Raw genomic sequence first — 24,123 nt, forward strand, 5'->3', positions numbered from 1 at the left:
TAGATGAGAGGTTCCTGAGAGTCCGTCGGGCCCCCGGGCCGAGCGGTCGGTGCGTGGGCGGCGCTTCGGGCCCGTGCTATAAACGGCCCCATGAGCGAAGCCCTGGCCCGGCGGCCCGCCACTCTCGAGGATGTGGCCCGAGCCGCGGGCGTGTCCCGGTCCACGGTGTCGCGGGTCATCAACAACATCCGCAACGTCGACCCGGAGCTGCAGCAGACCGTCCGGGACGCGGTGGCTGCCACCGGGTACGTCCCGAACGCCGCCGCCCGCGCCCTGGTGACCCGGCGCGCGGGTGCGGTCGCGCTGGTGGTCTCCAGCTCCGCCGGGCAGGAGGAGATCTTCACCGACCCGTTCTTCGGGCGGGTGGTGGGCGGGGTGATCGGCGCGCTGCGCCCGCTCGGGGTGCACCCGGTGCTGATGCTGGCCGACGACCCGGCCGCCCGCGAGCAGGTGCTCTCCTACCTGCGCCAGGGCAACGCGGACGGCGCGATGCTGGTCTCGACCCGGGCCGACGACCCGCTGCCGGGCCGGCTGCTCGAAGCCGGGCTGCCCACCGTGCTGTTCGGCCGTCCGGCCGAGCCGCTGCCCGGGCGGCTGAGCTGGGTGGACCTGCGCAACGTGGACGGCGGCCGGCTGGCCGCCGAGCACCTGCGGGCCCGGGGCTGCCGACGGATCGTCACCGTCGCGGGCCCGGCGGCGATCTCGGCCGGGGCCGACCGGCTGGCGGGCTTCCGCGCGGTGCTCGGCGACGTCCCGGTGGCGGAGGGCGACTTCGGCCGGGCCAGCGGGGTCCGGGCGATGGAGCGGCTGCTCGACGAACACCCGGACCTGGACGGCGTGTTCGCCGCCAACGACCTGATGGCGCGCGGTGCGGTCGCGGTGCTCACCGAGCGTGGCCGCCGGGTGCCGGAGGACGTCGCGGTGATCGGCTTCGACGACAGCAGCGCCGCCACGGTCGGGCTGCCCACGCTCACCACGGTCCGGCAGCCGGTGGAGCAGATGGCGGCCGAGATGACCAGGATCCTGCTGGAGCGGATCGACGATCCGCTGGCGGGGCCGGGGTCGGTGCTGTTCGAGCCGGAGCTGGTGGTGCGGGAGTCGGCCTGACCCTGCGCGTCGTTCCGGGGCCGGGGCGGGGCCGGTCGTAGGGTGACGGAATGTCACTGACGCGGCGGGCGGCGCTGACCGGGCTGGCGGGTGCGGCCCTCGCCTCCTGCGACGGCGCCGGGCCGAGTGCGGTGCCGTCCCCATCCGCTTCCGCTTCCCAGGCCGCTTCCCCGTCGGCGGTGCCTCCCGGCCCGGTCGCTCCGCCCGGCCGGGACGCGGTGGTGGCCGAGTACGGCGGCGCGGTGCCCACCGAGTGGGGGCTCGACGTGACCGGTGTGGTCCGCGGGCTGCCCGGCGGGCAGGGCGTGGCGCTCACCTTCGACGCCTGCGGCGGCCCCGGCGGCAACGGGTACGACCGGGACCTGGTCGGTACGCTCCGGCAGTACGCCGTGCCGGCCACGCTCTTCGTCAACTCCCGCTGGGCCGAGGCGAATCCGGACGTACTGCGGGAGCTGGCCGCCGACCCGCTGTTCGAGCTCGGCAACCACGGCACCGCGCACCGCCCGCTCTCGGTGAACGGCCGGTCGGCGTACGGCATCGAGGGCACCCGGGACGCGGGCGGGGTGTACGACGAGGTGATGGCCAACCACACCGCGCTGGCCGCGCTGCTCGGCCGTCCACCCCGGTTCTTCCGCTCCGGGACGGCGCACTACGACGAGGTGGCCACCCGGATCGTGGCCGAACTGGGCGAGCAGGTGGCCGGATTCACCGTGAACGCGGACGCCGGTGCGACCTTCACCGCCGCCCAGGTCCACCGCGAGGTGGCGGCGGTGCGGCCGGGCGACGTGGTGATCGCGCACGTCAACCGGCCGGGCCACGGGACGGCGGCGGGCTTCGCGACCGCGCTGCCCGGGCTGGTCGGCCGGGGGGTGAAGTTCGTGCACCTCTCCAAGGGTGGGTGAAACCGGTCTAGTCCACTATCGTTCCGGTAGCCACCGGGAGGGCCGATGATCAACGCCGCGCAGAGCCGCACCATCCATGCCGGACACGCGTCGGGGGAGGTGGTCCGCTGCGGGGTGTCCGACGCGATGCTGGCCGAACTCCCGGTCTCGGTCGTGTTCTTCTACGACCAGGAACTGGACCCGGACCGGCTGGCGGCCGGACTGGCCGAGGCCCTGCGGCAGGTGCCGCTGTTCGGCGGCCGGCTGCGGAGCGGACCGGAGGGTCTGGAGATCGTCTGCTCGGACGCCGGGGTCCCGCTGGTGACGGCGGACGCGGCCGAGACGCTGCCCGAGGCGATGAGCCGGATGACGCTCGGCTCCTCCGGCTACGTCGACCACGTCGAGGCGAACCGGGCCCAGTCCGGTGAGGCGCCGCTGTTCACCGTGAAGGTCAGCCGGCTGGCCGACGGGGGGACGGCGCTGGGGTGCTCCTGGCACCACGTGATCGGCGACGTGCAGAGCTTCATGACGCTGATGCAGGCCTGGTCGGCCGCGGTCGAGGGCGCCGAGCTGCCGGAGGTCGGCATCGCCGCCGACCGGGAGGCGTTCCTGGATGCGGTGCTCCCGGCCGAGGACTCCGGGCGGCTCGGCTTCCGGATCCCCGAGCCGGCCGAGGCCGAGCTGCTGGCACACGAGTTCCGCACCGCGCCGCGGGCCAACCGGACCGTCCAGGTCTACTTCACCGACGCCGAAGTCGCGGCGATGAAGCGGGAGTTCGGGGAGGCCACCGGGCAGCGGCTGTCGTCCAACGACGTGCTGGCGGCCCATGTGGTGACCACGGTGCGGGAGTTGGACGAGGACACCGAGGCGCGCGACCTGCTGCTGCCGGTCAACGTCCGGCGGTACCTGGGCATCCCGGCCGGGCAGCTCGGCAATCTGCTGGGCGAGGTGCTGCTGCGCTGTCCGGTCGGGGAACCGGCCAAGCTGGCCGGGGAGATCCGGTCGGCGGTGGACGGGTTCGCCACCGGGCACCTGAGTCTGCGGACCAACCGGGACTTCCTGGCCTCGGTCGGCCGGGAGCGGCTGTCGGAGTGCGTGCCGCTCGGCTTCGACCCGGCCAACAAGACCTTCACGCTGTCCAGTTGGAGCCGGGCCGGGGTCTACCAGGTGGCGTTCGAGGGGCACCGGCCGCTCGCCTTCAGCCCCGGTGCGAGTGTCCAGCTGCCGTGGGTGGCCTGGATGGTGGAGGGCTTCTCGGGTGCCGGCCACCTGCTCACCGTCGTGCTGCCGACCCGCCTCTCCGCCCGCCTGCGCGGGGAGGAGGGGCGGGCCGCCCTGCACCGTTACCGTGATCCGGACGAGCGGCTGCCGGAGCTCGCGGTGCAGATGAAGAAGCTGGCGTGAGGCGCCGGCCGGTGGCCCCGGGGGAGCCGGGGCCACCGGCGGTGCGTCACGGGTAGGAGACGACCACCGAGGGGGTGGTGCCGGTGCCCGAGGTCGGGGCGCCGATGTCGTTGATCACGTGGTTGTACTGGCCGTTGCCGCCCAGCGAGACCACCAGCAGGTCGTGGAACTTCACGCCCGGCTTCACCGGTGCCTCGAAGCCGTGGTCCTGACGGATGGTCGGGTCCACGTTGTAGTAGCAGTAGCTGCCCAGGCCCCAGCCCTCGTGGGTGGTGACGTTGTCACCGACCTTGTAGGCCGCGTACCCCTGGACCGAACCGTTCTGCACGGCCGCCTGGTTGGGCGCGTCGTAGGACTTCTCGTTCTGGAAGAAGATGGTCTTGCCGTTGTTGCCGTACCACTGCACGTCGTACTTGTTGAAGTGCTCGACGAACAGGCCGGTGGCCAGCACGTCGTCACCGTTCACGACCAGGCCGTAGTCCGAGCGGTTGGTGTCCCAGCCCCAGCCCTCGCCGTGGTCGGCGCGCCACAGCCAGGTGTGGTCGATGATGGCGTCGTCGCTGTTCACCACGACGGCGGTGGTCGCCTTGCCGGCGCCCGCGCCGCCGACCCGGACGAAGACGTCCTGGACGGTGGTGGGGTTGGCGCCGTGGTCGGCCGAGGAGTTGGCCGGGCCGACCTCCAGCAGGGTGGCCGAGTTGACCGGGCCGGCGTCGATCAGGAAGCCCGCGAGCTTGACCCCGTCCACGTCGGCGACCTTCATCGCGGTCACCCCGTTGTCCGGGATGATGGTGGCCAGGCCGAGGCCGAGCACCACGGTGTCCGCGCGGTTCACGTTGATGGTCTGGTCGACGTGGTAGACGCCGGGCGTGAACAGCAGGTTGAGGCCCTGGGCCAGCGCGGCGTTGATGGTCGCCGCGGTCGCACCGGGCTTCACCACGTAGAACTGGCTCAGCGGGATCGAGCTGCCCTGCGGGGTGCCCGCCCAGGAGACGCCGCTGGCGTTGGTCCGCTTGGCCGGGGTGAAGACCTTGTACTCGTTGCCGTCCAGGTAGAGGAACGGCTTCTCCCGGGAGACCGGGGTGGTGTCCAGCGTGGTGTACGGCGGGTTCGGGAACGCGCCGCCGGCCGGGGCGCCCTGGACGCCGGAGAAGACCTGGTTCCAGACGCCGTTGCTGAAGCCCTGGATCGTGCTGTCCCGGGTGTACCACTGCTGCTGCGAGTAGTTGCCGACCGAGCCGTCGATCTTGCTGTCGGCGATGTAGCCGCCCGAGGCCCAACCGTAGCCGCTGGGAGCGAGGTTGAGGCCGCCCTTGACGTGCATCCGGCGGAACGGCGCGGCCTGCGAGACGGCCCAGCGGTCGGTGCCGTTGACCGGGTTGACCGCGAGGTTCTCGGCCGAGCGCCAGAAGTTCTGGGTGGCGTTGCCGTTGAACCAGCCGGCGTCGACCGTGACGTCACCGTTGATGTTGGTGTCGTCGGGGGAGAGGCCGAGGCCGGAGATCGAGGTGTAGAACCCGATCTGCGCGTTGAGGTTGTTGTAGGTACCCGGCTTGAACAGGAACTGGTAACGGCCGGTGCCGAACTGCGCCGACTCCTGCTGGGCGAAGACCTGGTCCAGCTTGGCCTGGATGTTCGGCGTCGACGGGTCGAAGACGATCACGTTCGGGCCCAGGTCGCCGCCGCCCGGGAGCTGCGGGACGCTGCCGCCGCCGGTGTTGACCTGGAACTCCCAGAGCGAGTAGCCGTAACCGGTGCCCCGGGTCTGGCCGTTCATCCGGACGTACCGGCCGGAGCCGCTGACGTCGAGGCTCTCGACGCCGCCGGTGCCGTTGGTGGTGGTACGGACGGTGGTCCAGCTGGAGCCGTCGTTCGAGGTCTGGAGCTGGTACGACTTCCCGTACGCGGCCTCCCAGTTGAGCACGACGCGGCAGATCTGCTGGACCGAGCCGAGGTCGACCTGGAGCCACTGCGGGTCGCTGGCGGCGGAGGCCCAGCGGGTGCCGGCGTTGCCGTCGGTGGCCAGGGCCGCGCCGGTGCCGCCGTTCTCGGTGGAGGAGGCGGTGGTCGGCTTGCCCTGGGCGGCGTTGGCGGTGCCACAGGTCGGGGGTGTGGCGCCGGTGGTGCCGAAGACCTGGAACTCCCAGAGCGAGTAGCCGTAGCCGGTGCCCCGGGTGATGCCGTTCATTCTGACGTACCGTCCGGAACCGGTGACGTTGATCGTCTCCAGGCCGCCGGTGCCGGTGGTGGTGCTGTAGACGGTGGTCCAGCTGGAGCCGTCGGCCGAGGTCTGGAGCTGGTACGACTTCCCGTACGCGGCTTCCCAGTTGAGCACCACCTTGCTGATGGTGGCGGTGGCGCCCAGGTCGACCTGGAGCCACTGCTGGTCCGTTGCGGCGGAGGACCAGCGGGTGCCGTTGTTGCCGTCGACGGCGAGACCGGCGCCGGTGCCGCCGTTCTCGGTGGAGGAGGCGGTGACGGTCTTGCCCTGCGAGATGAGCGTGTCTGCTGCGTTGGCGGTGGCGCCGGGTAGGGCCAGCACTGCTCCGGAGAGCAGGGCCAGGGTGGTGGTGGTCGCGGCAATACCGCGTGCCGAAGTGAGCCTCACGGGCTTCTCCTGCGCTGGGTGGGGTGGGGGTGGGGGAGGCGCAGCGGCGGACTGACGCGCCGTCGGAATATCTCGGAGAGCGCTCCCCGAGGGGAGTGTGGGGGGCTCAAACTCCGGCTGTCAAGGGCTTGGTGAGCGTTCTGCCGCTGCCGGGGCCGCCCGGTCCAGGGGCTGGGGGAACGGCGGTGTCGCCGGGTGATCGGGTCGGCGGACCGGGCCTGACCAGCCACGTTGGCGCAGCGTTCCGGAGGCTGCCCCGCCGTTCCCCGAGCCCCTGGCGGTGCGGCTCAGGGGCGGGCCGAGATGTCTCCGCCCGAGTCCAGGAAGCGGGACAGCGGGAGGGTGGCGGCGCCGACGGTGACGGCGTCCGGGCCGAGGCGGCCGAGTTCGATCGAGGTCTGCTCACGCGGGAAGCGCAGCGCGTACGAGGTGGCTGCGTCCTGGATGGCAGGCAGCAGGCGGGGGCCGAGCAGCAGGCCGGCCCAGCCGCCGATGATGATCCGCTCCGGGTTGAACAGGTTGACCAGGTCGGCGATGGCCGCGCCGAAGTACTCGGCGGACTCGGCCAGCAGCGAGACGGCCGAGGCTTCGTCACGTTCGGCGGCGGCGAGCAGGGCCGCCAGGCCCTCCTTCTCCGAACTGCCGGGCGGCGCCTCGCCCCAGCGCTCCACCAGCGCCTCCGCGCCGACGTAGGCCTCCAGGCAGCCCCGGGAGCCGCAGCGGCAGAGCCGCCCGCCCACGTGCACCTTGGTGTGCCCCCACTCGCCCGCGCTGCTGGTGGCGCCCCGGAAGCGGGAGCCGTCGGCGATCACGCAGGCGCCGACACCGGAGCCGAAGAGCGCGACCACGGCGTGCCGGGCGCCCTGGCCCGCGCCGAACCACATCTCGGCCTGGCCGAGCGTCTTGGCGCCGTTGTCCACGTACAGCGGCAGCTTGGTGCCGGCCCGCAGCAGCCGGCCGAGCGGGACGGCGTCCCAGTCGACGGTCTGGCTGTGCACCACGATGCCGAGGCCGTCCTCGCCCGGGTCGCCCTGTTCGACGATGCCGGGGACGCCCACGCCCACGCCCAGCACCTGGGACTCCTCGATGCCGGTGCGTTCCAGCACCTCGCCGATCCCGGTGAGCATCAGCTCGACCACGTGGTCGACGTCGTGGCCGTGGTCGGAGAGCGGGTGGTCGCTCGCGGCCAGCTCGGTCAGGGCCAGGTCGAACAGTGCGACCCGGACCTGGGTCTCGCCGACGTCCACCCCGATCAGGTGGGCCCGGTCGGGCGTCACCTGGAGCAGGATCCGGGGCCGCCCGCCGTCCGATTCGACCGATCCGCACTCCTCGACCAGGCCGTCCGAGATCAGTTCGCCCACCACGTTGCTGACCGATCCGCCGCTCAGTCCGCTGATCCGGCCCAACTCCTGTCTGCTCAGCGGACCTTCGAAATACAACCGATGCAACAGGGTGGATCGACTGCCCCGTCGCAGGTCACGGACGGTCTGCTTGCCTCGCTCTGCCATCTTGTCTCCCTCCTGATCCGAATCTATCGCTGCACAGACTCTTGACGCCAGCTTTTCTCACACGTTAAATCACGGTCCGAAGTAAGCATCAGAGCTGGCAACTTCACCCCCCATCCCCACCCACTCGTCCGAGAGGGACACGGTCATGCGCATCAACCGTCTTGCTGCGGCCACCGCCCTGGTTTCCGTCCTCACCCTGACCGCCTCCGCCTGCGGCGGCGGTTCGACTTCCGGAGGCGGCGACAACAGCAGCCCCAAGACTCTCACCTACTGGGCGAGCAACCAGGGCACGAGCCTGGAGAACGACAAGCAGGTCCTCGAACCGGAGCTGAGAAAGTTCGAGGCGCAGACCGGCATCAAGGTGAAGCTGGAGGTCGTGCCCTGGTCCGACCTGCTGAACCGGATCCTGGCCGCCACCGCCTCCGGCCAGGGCCCCGACGTGCTGAACATCGGCAACACCTGGTCCGCCTCGCTGCAGGCCACCGGCGCGCTGCTGCCGTTCGACGACGCCGCCTTCGGCAAGATCGGCGGCAAGGACCGCTTCCTGCCGTCGACCATCGCCTCGGCCGGTGCGGCCGGCAAGGCCCCGGCCGCGGTGCCGCTCTACTCGATGGCGTACGGCCTGTACTACAACAAGAAGCTGTTCGACGCGGCCGGCATCAGCAAGCCCCCGGCCACCTGGGACGAGCTGGTCGCGGACGGCCAGAAGCTGACCAAGGACGGCAAGTACGGCCTGGCGATCGAGGGCGGCAACGTCTCGGAGAACGTCCACCACGCCTTCGCCTTCGGCAAGCAGCACGGCACGGACTGGTTCGACGCGGCCGGCAAGCCCGCCTTCGCCACCCCCGAGGCGGTCGCGGCGATCAAGCAGTACGTCGACTTCATCGCCAAGGACAAGATCGCGGCCCCCGGCAACGCCGAGTACGCGGCCAACCAGTCGGTCACCGACTTCGCCAGCGGCAAGGCCGCGATGCTGATGTGGCAGGCCGCCGGTGCCTCGCTCAAGTCGCACGGCATGAACCCGGACGACTACGCGGTCGCGCCGATCCCGCTGCCCGCCGGTGCCACCGGTGGCAAGGCCACCAGCTCGATGGTCGCGGGCATCAACCTGGCGGTCTTCAAGAACAGCAAGAACACCGACGGTGCGCTGCAGTTCGTGAAGTTCATGACCAGCAAGGACGAGCAGGTCCAGCTCAACAAGACCTACGGCTCGATCCCGCCGGTCAAGGACGCCCAGGCCGACCCGGCCTTCGCCACCCCCGAGCTGAAGACCCTCTCCGAGGTGCTGGCCACCAGCGCGGCCCCGCTGCCGCAGGTCGCCAACGAGAGCCAGTTCGAGACCCTGGTGGGCACGGCGGTGAAGAACCTGCTGGCCGCTGCCGCCGCCGGCAAGCCGGTCACCGAGGAGTCCGTGAAGGCGGAGCTCACCAAGGCCCAGCAGCAGATGCCGGCCTAAGGGCCGCTGGCGGTCGGGGGGCGGCGTCGCGACGCCCGGGCTCTCCCCCGGACGGCTTCTCCTCAGTCGCCGAAGCTCCGCTGCTACTTCTTCGTCGGCGCCGCCCGGACTCGGCCCGGGCGCCGCTCCTTCACCCACCCCCCAACCGTCAGAGGCCCTTTGCCATGACTCGACAGCGACTTGGCCGTTCGAAACTTGGGCGCATCGGCCTGCCCTACCTGCTCCTGCTCCCGGCGCTCGCCCTGGAGTTGCTGATCCACCTGGTCCCGATGGTGGTCGGCATGGTGATGAGCTTCAAACAGCTCACCCAGTTCTACATCCGGGACTGGTCGGCCGCTCCCTGGTCCGGCTTCGACAACTACCGCGTGTCGGTGGACTTCTCCGCCCCGATCGGCCAGTCGCTGCTGAACTCGTTCTGGGTCACCTGTCTGTTCACCGCCCTGGCAGTCGGGTTCTCCTGGCTGCTGGGGACGGCGGCGGCAGTCTTCCTGCAGGAGTCGTTCCGGGGCCGGGGGCTGCTGCGCACGCTCTTCCTGGTCCCGTACGCCCTGCCGGTGTACGCGGCGGTGATCACCTGGTCCTTCATGTTCCAGCGGGACACCGGCCTGATCAACCACCTGCTGGTGGACCAGCTGCACCTGCTGGACGAGAAGCCGTTCTGGCTGATCGGCGAGAACAGCTTCACCGCCCTGGTGGTGGTGGCGGTCTGGAAGACCTGGCCGTTCGCCTTCCTCACCCTGATGGCCGGCCTGCAGAACATCCCGCGCGAGCTGTACGAGGCGGCGGCGATGGACGGGGCCGGGGTCTGGCAGCAGCTGCGGAAGATCACCCTGCCCTCGCTCCGCCCGGTCAACCAGGTGCTGGTGCTGGTGCTGTTCCTGTGGACCTTCAACGACTTCAACACGCCCTACGTGCTGTTCGGGAAGTCCGCACCGGAGCAGGCCGACCTGATCTCCATCCACATCTACCAGTCGTCCTTCGTCACCTGGAACTTCGGCGCCGGCTCGGCCATGTCGGTCCTGCTGCTGCTCTTCCTGCTCCTGGTGACTGCTCTCTACCTCTTCTTCACCTCGCGCCGGAGGGACGCCGATGCTTAAGCCGCCCCGGTCCTTCCTCTGGACCCGCCGGATCTTCCTCACCCTGCTGACCGTCTTCACCCTCACGCCCGTGCTGGTGATGGTCAGTTCCTCGCTGAAGCCGCTGCAGGACGTGCAGGGACCGTTCCGGTGGTTCCCCAGCGAGCTGACGTTCCGTCCGTACCTGGACATCTGGAGCACCGTTCCGCTGGCCGACTACTTCGTCAACTCGCTGATCGTGTCGATCAGTGCGACGGTGCTCTCGGTGCTGATCGCGATCTTCGCGGCCTACGGGGTGAGCCGGTACCGGTTCCGCGGGCGGAAGCTGTTCACCGTCACGGTGCTCTCCACCCAGATGTTCCCCGGCATCCTGTTCCTGCTGCCGCTGTTCCTGATCTTCGTGAACATCGGGAACGCCACCGGCGTCGCGCTGTACGGCAGCCGGGGCGGGCTGATCCTGACCTACCTGACCTTCTCGCTGCCGTTCTCGATCTGGATGCTGGTCGGCTACTTCGACTCCATTCCACGGGACTTGGACGAGGCCGCGGCCGTGGACGGGTGCGGTCCGCTGCGCACCCTGGTGCGGATCGTGGTGCCGGCCGCCACCCCCGGGATCGTCGCGGTCAGCGTGTACGCCTTCATGACCGCCTGGGGCGAGGTGCTGTTCGCCTCGGTGATGACCAACGAGACCACCCGCACCCTGTCGGTCGGGCTCCAGGGCTATGCCACCCAGAACGACGTGTACTGGAACCAGGTGATGGCCGCCTCCCTCGTGGTGAGCGTGCCGGTGGTCGCCGGATTCCTGCTCCTGCAGCGCTACCTGGTCGCCGGACTCACCGCCGGGGCCGTCAAGTGACCCTCTTCGAAAGGCAGACGATGGATCTCAGTGCTCTCCCCGACGACTTCCTCTGGGGCGCGGCGACCGCCGCCTACCAGATCGAGGGCGCGGTGAACGAGGACGGCCGGGCGCCCTCGATCTGGGACACCTTCTCCCACACCCCCGGCAAGGTGGACAACGGCGACACCGGCGACGTGGCGTGCGACCACTACCGGCGCTGGCCCGAGGACCTCGGCCTGGCCGAGCAACTCGGCCTGGGCGCCTACCGGTTCTCGATCGCGTGGCCCCGGGTGGTGCCGCTCGCCGACGGCCGGGTGAACGAGGCCGGCCTGGCCTTCTACGACCGCCTCACCGACTCCCTGCTGGAGCGCGGGATCACCCCCTTCCCGACCCTGTACCACTGGGACCTGCCGCAGGCGCAGCAGGACCGGGGCGGCTGGGCCGTGCGGGAGACCGCCGAGCGGTTCGGCGAGTACGCCGCCGTGGTGGCCGACCGCCTCGGTGACCGGATCACCCACTGGGCCACCCTGAACGAGCCGCTCTGCTCGGCCTGGATCGGCCACCTGGACGGCAAGATGGCCCCGGGCATCACCGACCTGGCCACCGCCGTCCGGGCCTCGTACCACCTGCACCTGGGCCACGGCCTGGCCGTGCAGGCGCTGCGGGCCGCGATCCCCGGCGCGCAGATCGGCATCGTGAACAACCTCAGCCCGATCGAGGCCGCCTCCGACCGCGAGGAGGACCGGGCGGCCGCCGTCCGCGCCGACGGCCACATCAACCGCTGGTGGCTGGACCCGGTGCTGGGCCGGGGCTACCCCGAGGACATGGTCAAGCTCTACGGCGTCGACCTGCCGGTCCAGGACGGCGACCTCGACCTGATCGGCGCCCCGCTGGACTGGATCGGACTGAACTACTACTTCCGCCAGTTCGTCGAGGACGACCCGACCGTCTCGGCCCCCGGCTTCCGCCAGGTCCGCGGCCCGAACGCCGAGCACACCGCGATGGACTGGGAGGTGCACGGCCCTGGCTTGGAGCAGCTGATCCTCCGGCTCTCCCAGGAGTACGGCGTCCAGAAGATCTACGTCACCGAGAACGGCTCCGCCTACCAGGACACCGTGACCGCCGACGGCGCCGTCCACGACCCGGAGCGCACCGCCTACTTCGAGCAGCACCTGGCCGCCTGCGCCCGCGCGGTCGCCCAGGGCGCCCCGCTGGCGGGCTACTTCGCCTGGTCGCTGCTGGACAACTTCGAGTGGGCGTACGGCTACGACAAGCGCTTCGGTCTGGTCCACGTCGACTACGAGACCCAGCAGCGCACGGTGAAGACCAGCGGCCACCGGTACGCGGAGCTGATCCGCAGCCACCGCAGCCGCTGACCCACCGACTCAGGGGGCCTGATCACCGATCAGGCCCCCTGAGGGCTCTCCCGGCCGAGCCGCCGGACGGCGGGCAGGCCGAGCATGGCGCCGAGGCAGAGGACGGACATCACCGCGGCGAAGACCAGCACCCGGTCGGCGCCGACCGCTTCGGCGACCGGGCCCGACAGGGCGCGGCCGAGCGGGATGACCATGATGGAGCCGGCCACGTCGTAGGCGGAGACCCGGCTCAGCACGGCGAGCGGGATGTGGGTCTGCACGCTGGTCGCCCACATCACGCCCCAGAAGGCGAAGCCGCAGCCCGCCAGCACGCCGGTGCAGGCGGTCAGCGCGAAGTTCCAACCCAGGGCAGGGGCAAGCGGGTTGAGGGCGAACAGGAGCATCGCGACGGCGCCCGCGACCAGCGGACGCCGGGGCCGGACCCGTAGGCCGAGCAGCCCGCCGAGGATGGTGCCGGCGCCGTCCGCCGCGGCGATCCAGCCGTATCCGCCGGCGCCGTGCTGCTCGGTCAGCAGCACCGCCCCCAGCGGGACGGACGGGCCGAACACGAACAGGCCGTAGACCGACCAGACCAGGATCACGCCCCACAGCCAGGACCGGGCCCTGAACTCCTGCCACCCGGTGGCCAGTCGGCGCCAGATCGGCTCGCCGTTGCTCTCCTGCGGGGTGGCCAGCCCGCGCAGCGGTGCCAGGCCCAGCGCGCTGACCGCGAAGGCCAGGGCGATGGCGAGGAAGGAGTACTCCACGTCCCAGCAGGCCACCAGCAGTCCGGCCAGCCCGGGGCCCAGCAGGGTGCAGACCGCCTCGGAGATCCGCAGCAGCGCGTTGGCCGCCTGGATGTCCTGGGCGACCTGCGGCACGACGCTGGCCAGTCCGGGCTGGAACATCGCGGTCGCCGCGCCGCTGAGCGCCAGCAGCGCCATCACCTGCCAGAGCCGGAGGTCGGTGGTGAACAGCAGCACCGAGAGCGTGAGCATGGCCGCCATCCGCACCGCGTCGGCGCCGACCATCATCACCTGCGGGGTGAACCGGTCGGCCAGCACGCCGCCGAACAGCACCAGCAGGACGACCGGGGCCATCCAGGCGGCGAGCGCGTAGCCGACCCCGCTGGCGCCGTAGCCGGCGCCCACCACGGCGGTGGTGAGCGAGACCATCAGCATGCCGTCGGCCAGCAGCGAGGCACTGCGGGCGGTGAAGAACAGCCGGAAGTGGGCCGACCGCCAGGGGCTGGGGAGGGCCGCCGGCGCCGCCGGCTCCTGACGGGCCGTGATGTCGTCAATCGTCATGTCCAACCGGCCGCTCCCGGCCGTTCCCTTCCACGAGGACCTGCTGCTGCGCCCAGGTGCCGGCTCCGGCCGGGGGGTCCTGGACGATGACGTAGCGGTGCGGGGCCAGCACCCCGGGACGGCCCGGGAGGGCCTTCATCAGTGCGGTGTGCGCCCCGGCCGGCGTCAGCACGGTGTCGCCCGCCGCGATGTACGCGGTGAGACCGGGGCCGCCGTCCGGCCCGACCGGATCGTCGGCCGTGACGTGCACCGGCAGCCCGCCGAGTGCGGTGCCGAGCGCGCGGGCCACGGCGGGTGGCGAGACCCAGCAGCCGTCCACCCCGGTCCAGTCGGCACCGCGCTCGGCCGGGCGGACCCCGGTCAGCCCGGTGAGCGAGTCGAACGGCACGTCCACGGTGCCGACCGCCTCCAGCAGGCGGACCAGGCCGAGCAGGAAGTTCTCGGCCTCCTCCCGGGTGAACAGCGCGGGGTCGGCCCAGATGCTGAGGTGCAGCAGCGGATCGTGCTGGTACGCGAACGCCAGCACCCGGGTCGGCAGCACCTGGTCCGGCCCCCAGCTCAGCTCCAGCTCGGGTTCGGCGCGGTCCCAGTCGGCCGTCGAGACCAGGGTGGCGGGGAGCGCGCTGACATCGTTGAAGACCACGTCGCGGGCGAAGCTGCTGCCGCGTTCGAAGGTGGTCCGGTCGATCATCTCCCACAGGCGGACCGAGTCGAAGGTGCTGTGCCGGTAGGCGTTGAGCGCGGCACCCCAGGCCTTTCGCAGCAGCGCGTCGAACGACGGCACCGCCAGGTCGAGCCGGAGCAGCGCGTCCTGGGACAGGGTGCCCACCGTGCGGGCCAGCCCCGCCTGGAACCGGTTGGACGTCGGCACGGCCACCACGCAGGAGGTCTGGCCGGCCCGGTGGCCGATCAGCGTGCACCAGGCCGTCAGCAGCACGGTGGCGGGCGGGGAGCCGGTGCGCCGGGCGGCCCGGGCCAGGGCCAGGGCGGCCCGCCGGGAGCGGAGGGTGAGCTGCGGGTGCTTGCCCTCGACCCCCTCGGCGCCCGGCTCCGCGAACACGGCCTGCGGCCCGGTCCGGATGATCTGCTCCCAATGCCGCAGTGAGGACTGCGACTTGCGCTGGCCCTCCGGGGTCGCCTCCGCGGCCGCGAGCTCGATCGGGGTGAGCGCGGTGAGCGGCGGCAGCTCCCGGCCGGCCAGCAGCGCGAGCCACTCCTCCCGGAGGACGGCGATGGCACCGGCGTCGGCCACGGCGTGACTCGCCGCCAGCACGGTGTAGGTGGGCGCACCGGCCGCGGTGATGACGGTGAGCCGGAGCGGGAACTCGCGGTCCAGCCGGAACCGGCCGTGCCGGGCCTGGCGGGCCACCGACTCGGCGTACCGCCAGGAGTCCTCGGGGAGCACCTGGTGGTCGACCACGGTGAGCGTGAACTCGCCTTCCGCCGCCACCACTTGCTCGCTGTGCAGGCCGTCGGGGCCGAGCGCGAAGGTGGTCCGCAGCGCCTCGTGCCGGAGCACCAGTGTGCGCAGGGCCTCGACCACCGACTCCAGCCGGGTGCCGGCCGGGACCGGCCAGACGTCGTGGATGTTGATGTGGACCGGATCGTCCCGCAGGATGCAGCGGATCATGTTGGCCTGGCCGATCGTGACCGGGCCCCGGCGTTCCGCACCGCCCGAGTAACCGGCGGTCACGGTGAAGGTGTTCGTCGAGGTCAAGGAGTCACGCCCACTCGCGGAGCAGTCGGCTGAAGAACCCGGGAGCGGGTCAGGGCCGCCCAGGCGTCGATCAGCAGGGCGTAGTCCGCCATGTCCCGGGCCGCCCGGTCGAGCAGCTCCTCGCGGCGGGCGGCGAGCAGGTCGGCGGCGGCGGTGTACCGGCCGCCGAGCCGGCGGTAGCAGCGGTCGAGCACCTCGAGCCGGTCGGCGTTCCCGGTCCGGTCCAGCCGGACACTGTCCCGGACGAACCCGGCCACCAGCTCGGCGCGGACCAGGCCCTCGGCATCGAGCAGGGCCGCACCGACCCCGGCCAGGCGGGTGTACACGGCGTCGAGGTACGGCGTGGCGAGGAAGAACTTGGCCAGCCGGACCTGGTAGGCGAGGAAGCCGCGGTCGGTACGGCGTTCGCCGGTGTGGTAGTTGACGATGTGCCGGTTGTGCAGGACGCCGGGCAGCTGCGCCCGGTGCACCAGGTTGATCAGGAAGTAGTCGCTGCCGATGGTGTCGGTGGCGGGCGGCAGCGGGAGTCGGCCGTACACCTCCCGGCCGAAGGCGATGTTGCACATGTCGACCTGGTTCGGGCTGACATGGGTGAGCGTCGTGTGGTCGCCGAGGAACTCGGCCGCCCCGGCGCCCCGGAACGACTCCGCGATCAGGTTGTTGCGCCAGATCTCCGGACAGCCGGTCGGGATCGACAGGCCGACCACCTCGCGGTAGACCTCGGGATCGAGCCGGTTGATCTCCTCGAGGTCCACCGACATCTCGCCGACGAAGGAGCCGCCGACCATGGCCACCGGCCGGTGCGCGTGCGCCGGTGCCAGCCTGCTGCGGCTCATCAGCGGTGCCACCTCGGCGGCCGGGCGGCCCAGCGCGGCGAGTTCGTGCCTGATCGGGTGGACCGGCCTGCGGTCCAGCTCCTGGTAGCGGCTGTCGGAGTCCCGGCGGTGCACCGAGGTGCAGCCCAGGTGCTGGGCGAACAGGAAGGCGCGGTTGGTGCAGGCGCCGTAGGACACCCCGGTCGGCAGCATCAGGTCGAGCACCCGGTCGGCCTCGGCGACCCCGGACCGGCCGATCACCTGCCGGAGGAAGGCTCGCTGTTGGGCCCCGTCGAGGTGGTGCACGACCACGCCGGGCGCCGGGGCGAGCGCGGCGACCGCCTTCCGGTGCCCGGCCAGCGTCTCGGCGTCGGAGGTGTCCAGGATCAGCAGGTGCACCTCGACCCCGAACCGCCGGGCGCCGTACGCCGCTTCGGCCGCGGTGGCCGCGATGGTCTCTGCGCAGGCCCGGTCGGTGGGGAGGGTCAGACAGACACGGCGCACGAGGACGCTCCGCTCTGCTCGCCGGCCGCGGGGGTCCCGACCGGGTCGTGCCAGGAGGTGAGACCGAGCAGGCGGCTGCCCAGGGAGTCGAGTTCGGCCGTCGGGTAGCGCTTGGACTCGTGCAGGACGGGGTCGCCGACCAGGGTCCGGTTCCAGCGCGGGGTGCGCAGGTGGCGCCAGGAGTCGACCCGGGACCGCCGCAGCTGCTCGTGCTCCTCCAGCGCCGGCATCATCGACAGGTACTGGACCGCCCGCACCCCGCGCTCGGACAGGTTGCGCGCGACACCGTGGGCGAGCAGGCCGTTCCAGATCAGCAGGTCGCCGGGGTTCAACTCGGGCCGGACGACCGGGAGTACGTCGCGGTCCACGGCGGGACGGAGCGGGTCGCGGCCGGCCGGCTGGGCGATCTTCCACTGCTCGAACTGCCGGAACAGCTCGGGGTCGCACTGGAAGCCGCCGGTCTCCGCCCGGGTGTGGTTCAGCGCGATGATGCCCTGGACCCGCTGCGGCGGGACGCCGAGGGTGGTGTCGATGTCCCAGTGCAGCTCGATGTCGAAGCCCTTGTCGGTGCGCTCGATCAGGGCGCGGTCGCGGTTCCGGACGTTGGGCGGGTTGAGGTTGAGGCGGTCCAGGGTGACCCAGAGCTCCTCGCAGTCCCAGACGTCGACGAAGGCGTCGTAGACGCGCTGCGCCATCCGGTTGTCCCAGAGCAGCTGGTGGTGGTACGCCTCGACGAAGCCGTAGATGAGCAGCTGCTGGTCCAACTCCGAACGGAGCGGCCGGTCTTCGTACCAGCTCTCGGGCCGGTCCGGGTCCAGCCCCTGGAAGTCCCAGGTGAAGTCCAGCAGGCGCTGCGCCGTCTCCGCCGGGATCGCTCGGCGCACGATCACGTAGCCGTAGGTCTGCCAGTGGGCGAAGTCCTCCTCGGACAGCACCCTCAACGGCCGCGACTTCGTCAACTCCCGCAGCGTGGTCTGGGCGAGATAGGACTCGCCGTCTGCGCTGAAGTACGGACGGTCGGTGGCGGCCCGGAACAGGTGGGCGCGCCGGGTTGGGGCGGACGGTTGCATGGCGATCCTTCGAACGGCGGGCGGCGGAAGGGAGTTCGGTAGTGAGCACGAACCGCACAGCAGGATTGGTCTAGGCCATCAGAGTTGTCAAGTGCCGTGTCAATTCCGGGAATTGTCTCTCTGCCATACATATAAATGTCCTTCGGAGAGAACTCGCCAGTAGTGTTCGTCCGCTCTGGACATTCCTCCGTCGGCTGTCCTAGGGTCGGATTGCGACTCCGTTCTGACGGGGCATCAGCCCGCGTTCTCGCCGCGCTTCGGCCAACGACGGTTGCACCAAAGGCCGTTCTTCTTGCTCGCCGCCGGGTGCCGTAGTGAATTCACCGCCATTCGGCCGGCTTCTTTTCGGTCCGTTCTTTCCTGAGGGGGAACCGCTTTCATGAGCACAGCCACCGGTACAGCCCTGCCCGACATCGGCCTGCGGAGCCCGGGCGCGGGGCTGGTCCCGCTCGACCCGGTCCGCACCGCCCTGCTGCACGGTCTCGACCGGCTGCTCACCGGCCTGGCGGCGCAGCTGTCCGCACCCGAGGTGGTGGGCCCGCCGCTGCTCCCGGCGGAGGGGCTGGCGCGGCTGGACTACTTCCGCAACTTCCCCCATCTCGGCGTCTCTGCAGGGAAGTTCGCCCCGGAGAGCTTCGACGGGCTGGCCGTCGGTACGGCGCCGACCGGGCTGCCGCTCGATCCGACCGGCTACCTGCTGCCGTCCGCCACCTGCTACGGCCTGCTGCTCTCGCTGGAGGGCCAGGACATCGGCGTCGGCGGGCTGCGGCTGTCCGCGACCGGCCGCTGCTTCCGCAACGAGTCCCATTACGACGGTCTGCGGCGGCTGTGGGGCTTCACCATGCGGGAGGTGCTCTACCTCGGCAGCCGGGAAGGTGCGGTCGAACACCTGGAACGGGGTGGGGAGTTCGTCCAGGGGCTGGCCGGGCGGCTCGGCCTGACGCTGACCAGGGCGGCGGCCGACGACCCGTTCTACGACAAGGGCGGCGCCAGGGCGCGGCTGATATCACTGGACCCGGTCAAGCACGAGTTCAGCGCCCCCGACGGCACCGCCATCGCCTCGGTCAACCGGCACCGCAACTTCTTCGGCGAGCGGCTGCGGATCCGGGCCGGCGCCCAGGGGCCGGTGTTCAGCAGCTGCGTCGCCTTCGGCGTCGAGCGCTGGGTGCACGCGATGATCCTCACCCACGGCACTCCCGAGCGGGCCCTGCAGCAGCTCCGCGGCATCCGGACCTGACCCTGCGGTCCACCCCGTCCACCTCATCCGCGCGACAAGGAGAACGACCCGTCATGGAACGAATCGTCAGCTGGCTGCACGAGAAGAATCCCGGCCTCGACGGCCCGATCGGCACCGAGGAGGACCTGATCGAGGCCCGCCTGATCGACTCGATGGACTTCCTGGAGTTCATCAGCCTGCTGGAGCAGATCTCCGGCAGCGAGATCGACCTCCAGGAGGTCACCATCGACGACTTCCGCACGCTCGACCGGGTGCAGCAGCGCTTCCTCACCCCGGCCCCCGCTCAGGCCGGGTAGCCACCGGGATCCCGGGCCGGCCGGGGTCAGGAGGCGGTACGCGGGATCCGGCGCTCCCAGTCGCGGTCGAAGACGACGTCGCCGGCCTCCAGGGCGGTGAGGCGGTTGCGGGTGGTGAAGTGGGTGGCGTCGCAGCTGATCTCGGAGCGGGTGCGGACCGTCACGTCCCAGCCGAGGTCGGGGCGTTGGAGGCGGACGGTCCAGTCGGAGCGGGTGGCGGCGGAGAGGGGGGAGTCGCTGAGGATGCGGTAGGACTCCAGCGCCTGCTCGTCGAAGACCAGGCCGTCGGGGTAGCGGCGGGAGCCGCCGTAGTTGGGGTCGACCTCCAGCCGCCATTCGCCGGTGGCGACGTCGCGCAGGACCTGGCGTTCGGGCCGGGCGGTGAGCGGCTCGGTGTACCGGACATCGAGGCCGGCGGACTGCTCGGGGGGCTCGAAGGTGATCGGTGCGGAGCCCGCGTCGGCGGCCAGGTGACGGACCGGCAGGGCGAGGGCGCTGTGGCCGGGGTCCAGCTCGAAGCCGGCGGCCTCGGGCTGGGGCCAGATCCAGGGCCAGTAGGCGGACGAGAGGGCGAGCCGGATCCGGTGGCCGGGCGGGAAGGCGTGGGCGATCGAGACCAGCTCGAACTCGACCTCCTCCACCTCGCCCGGCGTCCACTCGACCACCCGGTCCCGGCCCCGGCGGGCGGTCAGGTTGAGCACGCCCCGGGTGACCAGGGTGGAGGAGCCGTCGGGGGTGACGTCGCAGAGCCGGGCGGCCACCTGCCCGCGCCGGGCGTGGCAGCGCACCCGCAGCCGGAGCGAGGCCCGCCCGAGCACCTCCACCGGCTCCGGCAGCGGCTGCGAGTCGAAGCAGACCGAGCGCCCGTCCTCCTCGCGCTGGTCGGGCGGCAGGTCGGAGGCGTTGCCGAAGGGGAAGAACCGCCCGGCGTCCACACCGGTGTGCTGGGGCGAACGGACCTGCACGAAGCGGTCCGGCGAAGAGGTGCCGGCGGTGCGCAGCGCGTCGGCCAGGCCGTAGTGGATCTCGCGCACGTCCGGCGAGGGCCAGGCCTCCTCGCCGACCCAGCGGCCGGGGCGGTTGGCGTAGTGGGTGGCGGGCGGCACCGACTCGTTCATCCAGCTGCGCAGCGCCGGCTCCGCCATCACCCCGGTGTCGAGGTCCTTCAGCCAGTGGTCCCACCAGCGCAGGGTCTCCTGCAGGAAGCCGATGGCGGGGCCGGGCGGCAGGCCGCGGTCGGGGTACTGGTGCGACCAGGGGCCGATGATGCCGCGGACGGGTGCGTCCAGGTGCTCGACCAGCCGCAGCACGGTGTCCCGGTAGGGATCGGCCCAGCCGCCGACCGCGAGCACGGCGGCCTTGATCGCGCCGTAGTCCTCGCAGACGCTGCCGTGCCGCCAGTAGTCGTCCCGGGTCTGGTGCGAGAGCCAGGGGTGGATGAACGGGTCGACGGCCTCCAGCCGTTCGAGCCACATCCGGCGCCAGTCGTCGCCGACGTACTTCGGGTCCGGCGGCCGGCCGGCGAACGCGAGCATGGTGGCGGACCAGGCGTGCATGTCGACGGCGAGCAGCGAGCCGCCGAAGTAGTGCACGTCGTTGTCGTAGCGGTCGTCGGTGGAGCAGACCGTGACCACGGCCTGGAGCGCCGGGGGTGCGAGCGCCGCGATCTGCAGGCTGTTGAAGCCGCCCCAGGAGATCCCGAACATGCCGACCCGCCCGCTGCACCAGGGCTGGGCGGCCAGCCACTCCACCACCGCGACGCCGTCCGCCAGCTCCTGCGCGGAGTACTCGTCGCCGGGCAGCCCGCCGGAGTTGCCGTGGCCCCGGATGTCGACCCGGACCGAGGCGTAGCCGTGGCCCGCGTACCAGGGGTGGCGCTGGGCGTCGCGCGGCGCCGTCCAGTCACTGAGCCGGTACGGCAGGTACTCCAGCAGGGCGGGCACCGGCTGGTCGGTGACGGGGCGCCAGATCCGGGCGTACAGCTCGGTGCCGTCGGCCAGCGGGATGCGCAGGTCCTCGCGGGTGGTCCCGTAGGGGTAGCGGTCGGGGTGCTGCATGGCGGGACCTCCTAGTGGACGGGGTGCATGGTGCGGCGCATCCAGGGGAGTGCGAGGTGGAGGGCGATGCCGGCGACCACGGCGACCAGGCCGAGCGAGCCGTAGTAGAGCGAGTCGGAGATCTCGCCGTAGAGCTTGGTCAGCTGGGCGGCGATGCCCTGGGAGAGGGCGAGCGAGAGGAACCAGACCGCCATGGTCTGGCTGGCGAAGTGACGGGGTGCCAGTTTGCTGGTGGCGGACATCCCGGTGGTCTCCAGCAGGATGTCGCCGGTGCCCATGAACAGGTAGCAGCCGAGCAGCCAGAGCCCGGCGATCCGGTAGTCGCCGCTCTTGCCGGCGGTGGCGGGGACCAGGACCAGGAACGAGGCGCCGGCCGCGAACAGCGAGTAGGCGATCTTCCGGGAGGCGTGCGGCTGCCGGTCGCCCAGCCGGACCCAGAGCGCGGCGATCACCGGGGCGAGCAGCACCTCGATCGCGCCCAGGATGGAGGTCCACCAGCTGGACGGGAAGTGCCAGCCGAAGATGCTGTTGTCCACGTGGTCCACCGCGAGCAGGGCGAGCGTGGTGTAGGAGGAGAACAGCACCAGGTTGAAGACCACCGAGGCCAGGAACAGCATCACGTACGGCCGCAGTCGGCCGCGCTCCTCGGCGGTCACCTCGGGGCTGCGGAACATCACCGCGAAGTAGGCGATCGGGGCCAGCACCGAGACCAGCGTGATCAGGTCGACGGCGCGGTCCATGGTGAGCCAGCCCGCGAGGTTCAGCAGCACCCCGGCGGCGGCGACCAGGAGGACGGCGGCCACCGACCGGCCGACCCAGCGGGAGCGTTCGGTGGGGGTGAGCGGGTGCACCGGGCCGCGGTCGCGGTGCAGGGTGGAGCGGCCCAGCACGTACTGGATCACGCCGAAGGTCATCCCGATCGCGGCGGCGGAGAAGCCCCAGTGCCAGCCCTTGTTCTGGCCGAGCCAGCCGCTGACCAGCGGGCCGGCGAAGGCGCCGATGTTGATCGCCATGTAGTAGAGGGCGAAGCCCGCGTCCCGGCGCTCGTCGTCGGTGGCGTAGAGGCCGCCGACCAGGGTGGCCGCGTTCGGCTTCAGGAAGCCGGTGCCGATCACGATCAGGCCGAGGCCGACCCAGGTCATGGTCGCGGTGGGCACCGACATCGCGTAGTGCCCGCAGCCGATCAGCACCCCGCCGTAGAGCACGGCCCGGTAGGAGCCGAGCATCCGGTCGGCCACCCAGCCGCCGACCACCGAGGTGAGGTAGACCAGGGTGCCGTAGGCGGAGACCACCGAGGCGGCGGTGCCCTGGGTCATGCCGAGGCCGCCGTTGGCGACCGAGTCGGCGAAGTAGAGCACCAGGATGGCCTGCATGCCGAGGAACGAGAAGCGCTCCCACACCTCCAGGCCGGAGAGGGTGAGCAGGCCGCGCGGGTGACCGAAGAAGGAGTGGTCGAGGCGGGCGGCGTCCCGGCTCTCGGTATCGGCGCTGTTCAGCAAGGGGGCTGCCTCCGGTCGGTCCTGATGATCACCGAATCAGACAATAGATGACTTTTACCCCTATTTCCTGACGGAATGTGAGCTGTGGTGCCGTCAGGGCGACCCGAGCGCTCCTGTGCGCCGGGGCCCCGCAATTGCGAATCGCTTGCAACTACGGGCCCGGAGGGGGAAGGATGAGCCCCGCCCGCTCAACCCACCGGGCATCCCGTACGACCTATTACCGGAGGACTGCCGCATGGCTTCGCCCGTCAGACTGCGTGACCGGCTCACCCGCGAGGAGTGGGTCCGGCTGGCCGGGATGGGCGGCTTCGTCCTGGCACTGCACGTGATCGGGTGGTTCACCCTGATCGCGGTGGTCGCCCCGGCGCAGTACGACGTCGGCGGCCAGGTGTTCGGGGTCGGGATGGGCCTCACCGCCTACACCCTCGGCATGCGGCACGCCTTCGACGCGGACCACATCGCGGCGATCGACAACACCACCCGCAAGCTGATGGGCCAGGGGCAGCGGCCGCTCTCGGTCGGCTTCTGGTTCTCGCTCGGGCACTCCTCGATCGTGTTCGGCCTGTGCGCGCTGCTCGCCTTCGGCATCCAGTCGCTGGCCGGGCAGGTCGAGTCGGACGACTCCACCCTGCACGACCTGACCGGCCTGATCGGCGTCAGCGTCTCCGGTGTGTTCCTGGTCCTGATCGGCCTGATCAACCTGGGGGCCTTCAACGGCATCCTCAAGGTCTTCCGCAAGATGCGGCAGGGCGAGTTCGACGAGGAGGAGCTGGAGCGCCAGCTCGACAAGCGCGGCTTCATGAACCGGATCCTCGGCCGGGTCACCAAGGCCGTCACCAAGTCCTGGCACATGTACCCCGTCGGCCTGCTCTTCGGCCTCGGCTTCGACACCGCCACCGAGGTCTCGCTGCTGGTGCTGGCCGGCGGTGCGGCCGCCTTCCAGCTGCCCTGGTACGCGCTGCTGGTGCTGCCGGTGCTGTTCGCGGCGGGCATGAGCCTGCTGGACACGATCGACGGCTCGTTCATGAACTTCGCCTACGAGTGGGCCTTCTCCAAGCCGGTCCGCAAGATCTACTACAACCTCACCGTCACCGGCCTCTCGGTCGTGGTCGCGCTGGTGATCGGCACCATCGAGCTGGTCGGCCTGCTCGGCGAGAAGCTCGACATCACCTCGGGCCCGGTGGCCTGGGTCGGCTCGATCGAGCTCGACATGGTCGGGTACGCGATCGTCGGCCTGTTCGTGCTGACCTGGGCCGCGGCGGTCGGGTACTGGAAGCTCGGCAACGTCGAGGAGCGCTGGTCGGCCGGTCTGGAGAAGAGCGCCGTCCGGGACTGACGCCCCCTCAACACCCCCCTCGGCGCCCCCTGAAGGCCCGGGCCGGGAGCAC

Annotated in this window: 18 protein-coding genes; 10 read left to right on the plus strand and 8 right to left on the minus strand. The window is 71.3% G+C overall.

Translation table 11 applies throughout. The features are described from left to right. The first annotated feature begins 90 nt into the window (after positions 1-90). Genes ABT118_RS15810 through ABT118_RS15820 form a run of 3 tightly spaced genes read left to right on the plus strand, consistent with a single transcriptional unit; the run spans position 91 to position 3,392 of the window. Positions 91-1,107 carry a LacI family DNA-binding transcriptional regulator gene (locus tag ABT118_RS15810; protein WP_350668868.1) on the plus strand — a complete coding sequence of 339 codons (1,017 nt, stop codon included), beginning with the start codon at positions 91-93 and terminating at the stop codon, positions 1,105-1,107. 50 nt (positions 1,108-1,157) lie between these two features. Then, positions 1,158-2,009, plus strand: coding sequence for a polysaccharide deacetylase family protein (locus ABT118_RS15815; protein WP_350668870.1), 852 nt, complete (start codon positions 1,158-1,160; stop codon positions 2,007-2,009). A gap of 45 nt (positions 2,010-2,054) precedes the next feature. After that, on the plus strand, positions 2,055-3,392 hold the full coding sequence (locus tag ABT118_RS15820) for an acyltransferase (RefSeq protein WP_350668871.1): 1,338 nt from the start codon (positions 2,055-2,057) through the stop codon (positions 3,390-3,392). A 46-nt stretch (positions 3,393-3,438) separates the two neighbouring features. On the opposite strand, the gene ABT118_RS15825 is transcribed toward ABT118_RS15820, so the two are convergent. Beyond that, complete coding sequence (locus tag ABT118_RS15825) at positions 3,439-6,000, minus strand: pectate lyase-like domain-containing protein (RefSeq protein WP_502884560.1); 2,562 nt, start codon at positions 5,998-6,000, stop codon at positions 3,439-3,441. Positions 6,001-6,287: 287 nt separating this feature from the next. Then, positions 6,288-7,508: an ROK family transcriptional regulator gene (locus ABT118_RS15830; protein WP_350668872.1), complete on the minus strand. Its 1,221-nt coding sequence runs from the start codon at positions 7,506-7,508 to the stop codon at positions 6,288-6,290. A 145-nt stretch (positions 7,509-7,653) separates the two neighbouring features. On the opposite strand from ABT118_RS15830, the gene ABT118_RS15835 reads away from it, so the two are divergent. The 4 genes from ABT118_RS15835 (at position 7,654) to ABT118_RS15850 (ending at position 12,254) form a co-directional block, all read left to right on the plus strand. Continuing rightward, on the plus strand, positions 7,654-8,964 hold the full coding sequence (locus ABT118_RS15835) for an ABC transporter substrate-binding protein (protein ID WP_350668875.1): 1,311 nt from the start codon (positions 7,654-7,656) through the stop codon (positions 8,962-8,964). 164 nt (positions 8,965-9,128) lie between these two features. After that, a complete protein-coding gene (locus ABT118_RS15840) occupies positions 9,129-10,061 on the plus strand; it encodes a carbohydrate ABC transporter permease (RefSeq protein WP_350668877.1) in 933 nt (310 codons plus the stop codon). Further along, positions 10,054-10,896, plus strand: a complete 843-nt coding sequence (locus ABT118_RS15845) for a carbohydrate ABC transporter permease (RefSeq protein ID WP_350668878.1) — start codon at positions 10,054-10,056, stop codon at positions 10,894-10,896. Before ABT118_RS15840 ends, ABT118_RS15845 begins: the two co-directional genes overlap by 8 nt. 20 nt (positions 10,897-10,916) lie before the next feature. Then, entirely contained in the window at positions 10,917-12,254 is a 1,338-nt protein-coding gene (locus ABT118_RS15850) for a GH1 family beta-glucosidase (RefSeq protein WP_350668879.1), read from the plus strand. Between the two features lie 29 nt (positions 12,255-12,283). Here ABT118_RS15850 and ABT118_RS15855 read toward each other — a convergent pair whose 3' ends face one another. The 4 genes from ABT118_RS15855 to ABT118_RS15870 are packed head-to-tail and all read right to left on the minus strand — an operon-like array spanning position 12,284 to position 17,646. Next, complete coding sequence (locus ABT118_RS15855) at positions 12,284-13,540, minus strand: MFS transporter (RefSeq protein ID WP_350668880.1); 1,257 nt, start codon at positions 13,538-13,540, stop codon at positions 12,284-12,286. Beyond that, a complete protein-coding gene (locus ABT118_RS15860) occupies positions 13,530-15,257 on the minus strand; it encodes a condensation domain-containing protein (protein WP_350668881.1) in 1,728 nt (575 codons plus the stop codon). Before ABT118_RS15860 ends, ABT118_RS15855 begins: the two co-directional genes overlap by 11 nt. Then, positions 15,254-16,576, minus strand: coding sequence for a DUF6271 family protein (locus ABT118_RS15865; protein WP_350668882.1), 1,323 nt, complete (start codon positions 16,574-16,576; stop codon positions 15,254-15,256). The genes ABT118_RS15860 and ABT118_RS15865 overlap by 4 nt, the downstream gene beginning before the upstream one ends. Further along, positions 16,558-17,646, minus strand: a complete 1,089-nt coding sequence (locus ABT118_RS15870; protein WP_350668884.1) for a phytanoyl-CoA dioxygenase family protein — start codon at positions 17,644-17,646, stop codon at positions 16,558-16,560. The genes ABT118_RS15865 and ABT118_RS15870 overlap by 19 nt, the downstream gene beginning before the upstream one ends. A gap of 379 nt (positions 17,647-18,025) precedes the next feature. Here ABT118_RS15870 and ABT118_RS15875 point away from each other — a divergent pair, with 379 nt between their 5' ends. Both ABT118_RS15875 and ABT118_RS15880 read left to right on the plus strand, forming a co-directional pair. Further along, positions 18,026-18,883, plus strand: a complete 858-nt coding sequence (locus tag ABT118_RS15875; RefSeq protein ID WP_350668887.1) for a class-II aminoacyl-tRNA synthetase family protein — start codon at positions 18,026-18,028, stop codon at positions 18,881-18,883. 53 nt (positions 18,884-18,936) lie between these two features. Continuing rightward, entirely contained in the window at positions 18,937-19,179 is a 243-nt protein-coding gene (locus ABT118_RS15880) for an acyl carrier protein (protein ID WP_350668889.1), read from the plus strand. 26 nt (positions 19,180-19,205) lie between these two features. On the opposite strand, the gene ABT118_RS15885 is transcribed toward ABT118_RS15880, so the two are convergent. Both ABT118_RS15885 and ABT118_RS15890 read right to left on the minus strand, forming a co-directional pair. Beyond that, positions 19,206-21,236 (minus strand): CocE/NonD family hydrolase, encoded by a 2,031-nt coding sequence (locus ABT118_RS15885; RefSeq protein ID WP_350668890.1) that lies wholly within the window; start codon positions 21,234-21,236, stop codon positions 19,206-19,208. An 11-nt stretch (positions 21,237-21,247) separates the two neighbouring features. After that, positions 21,248-22,735 (minus strand): peptide MFS transporter, encoded by a 1,488-nt coding sequence (locus ABT118_RS15890; protein ID WP_350668891.1) that lies wholly within the window; start codon positions 22,733-22,735, stop codon positions 21,248-21,250. A gap of 235 nt (positions 22,736-22,970) precedes the next feature. Between ABT118_RS15890 and nicT the strand changes: the two genes are divergently transcribed. Then, entirely contained in the window at positions 22,971-24,071 is a 1,101-nt protein-coding gene (gene nicT, locus ABT118_RS15895) for a Nickel transporter NicT (protein ID WP_350668892.1), read from the plus strand. Positions 24,072-24,123: the final 52 nt, after the last annotated feature.

Origin of the sequence: Kitasatospora sp. NPDC002040, from assembly GCF_040296785.1 — a bacterium.
GTDB lineage: Bacteria > Actinomycetota > Actinomycetes > Streptomycetales > Streptomycetaceae > Kitasatospora.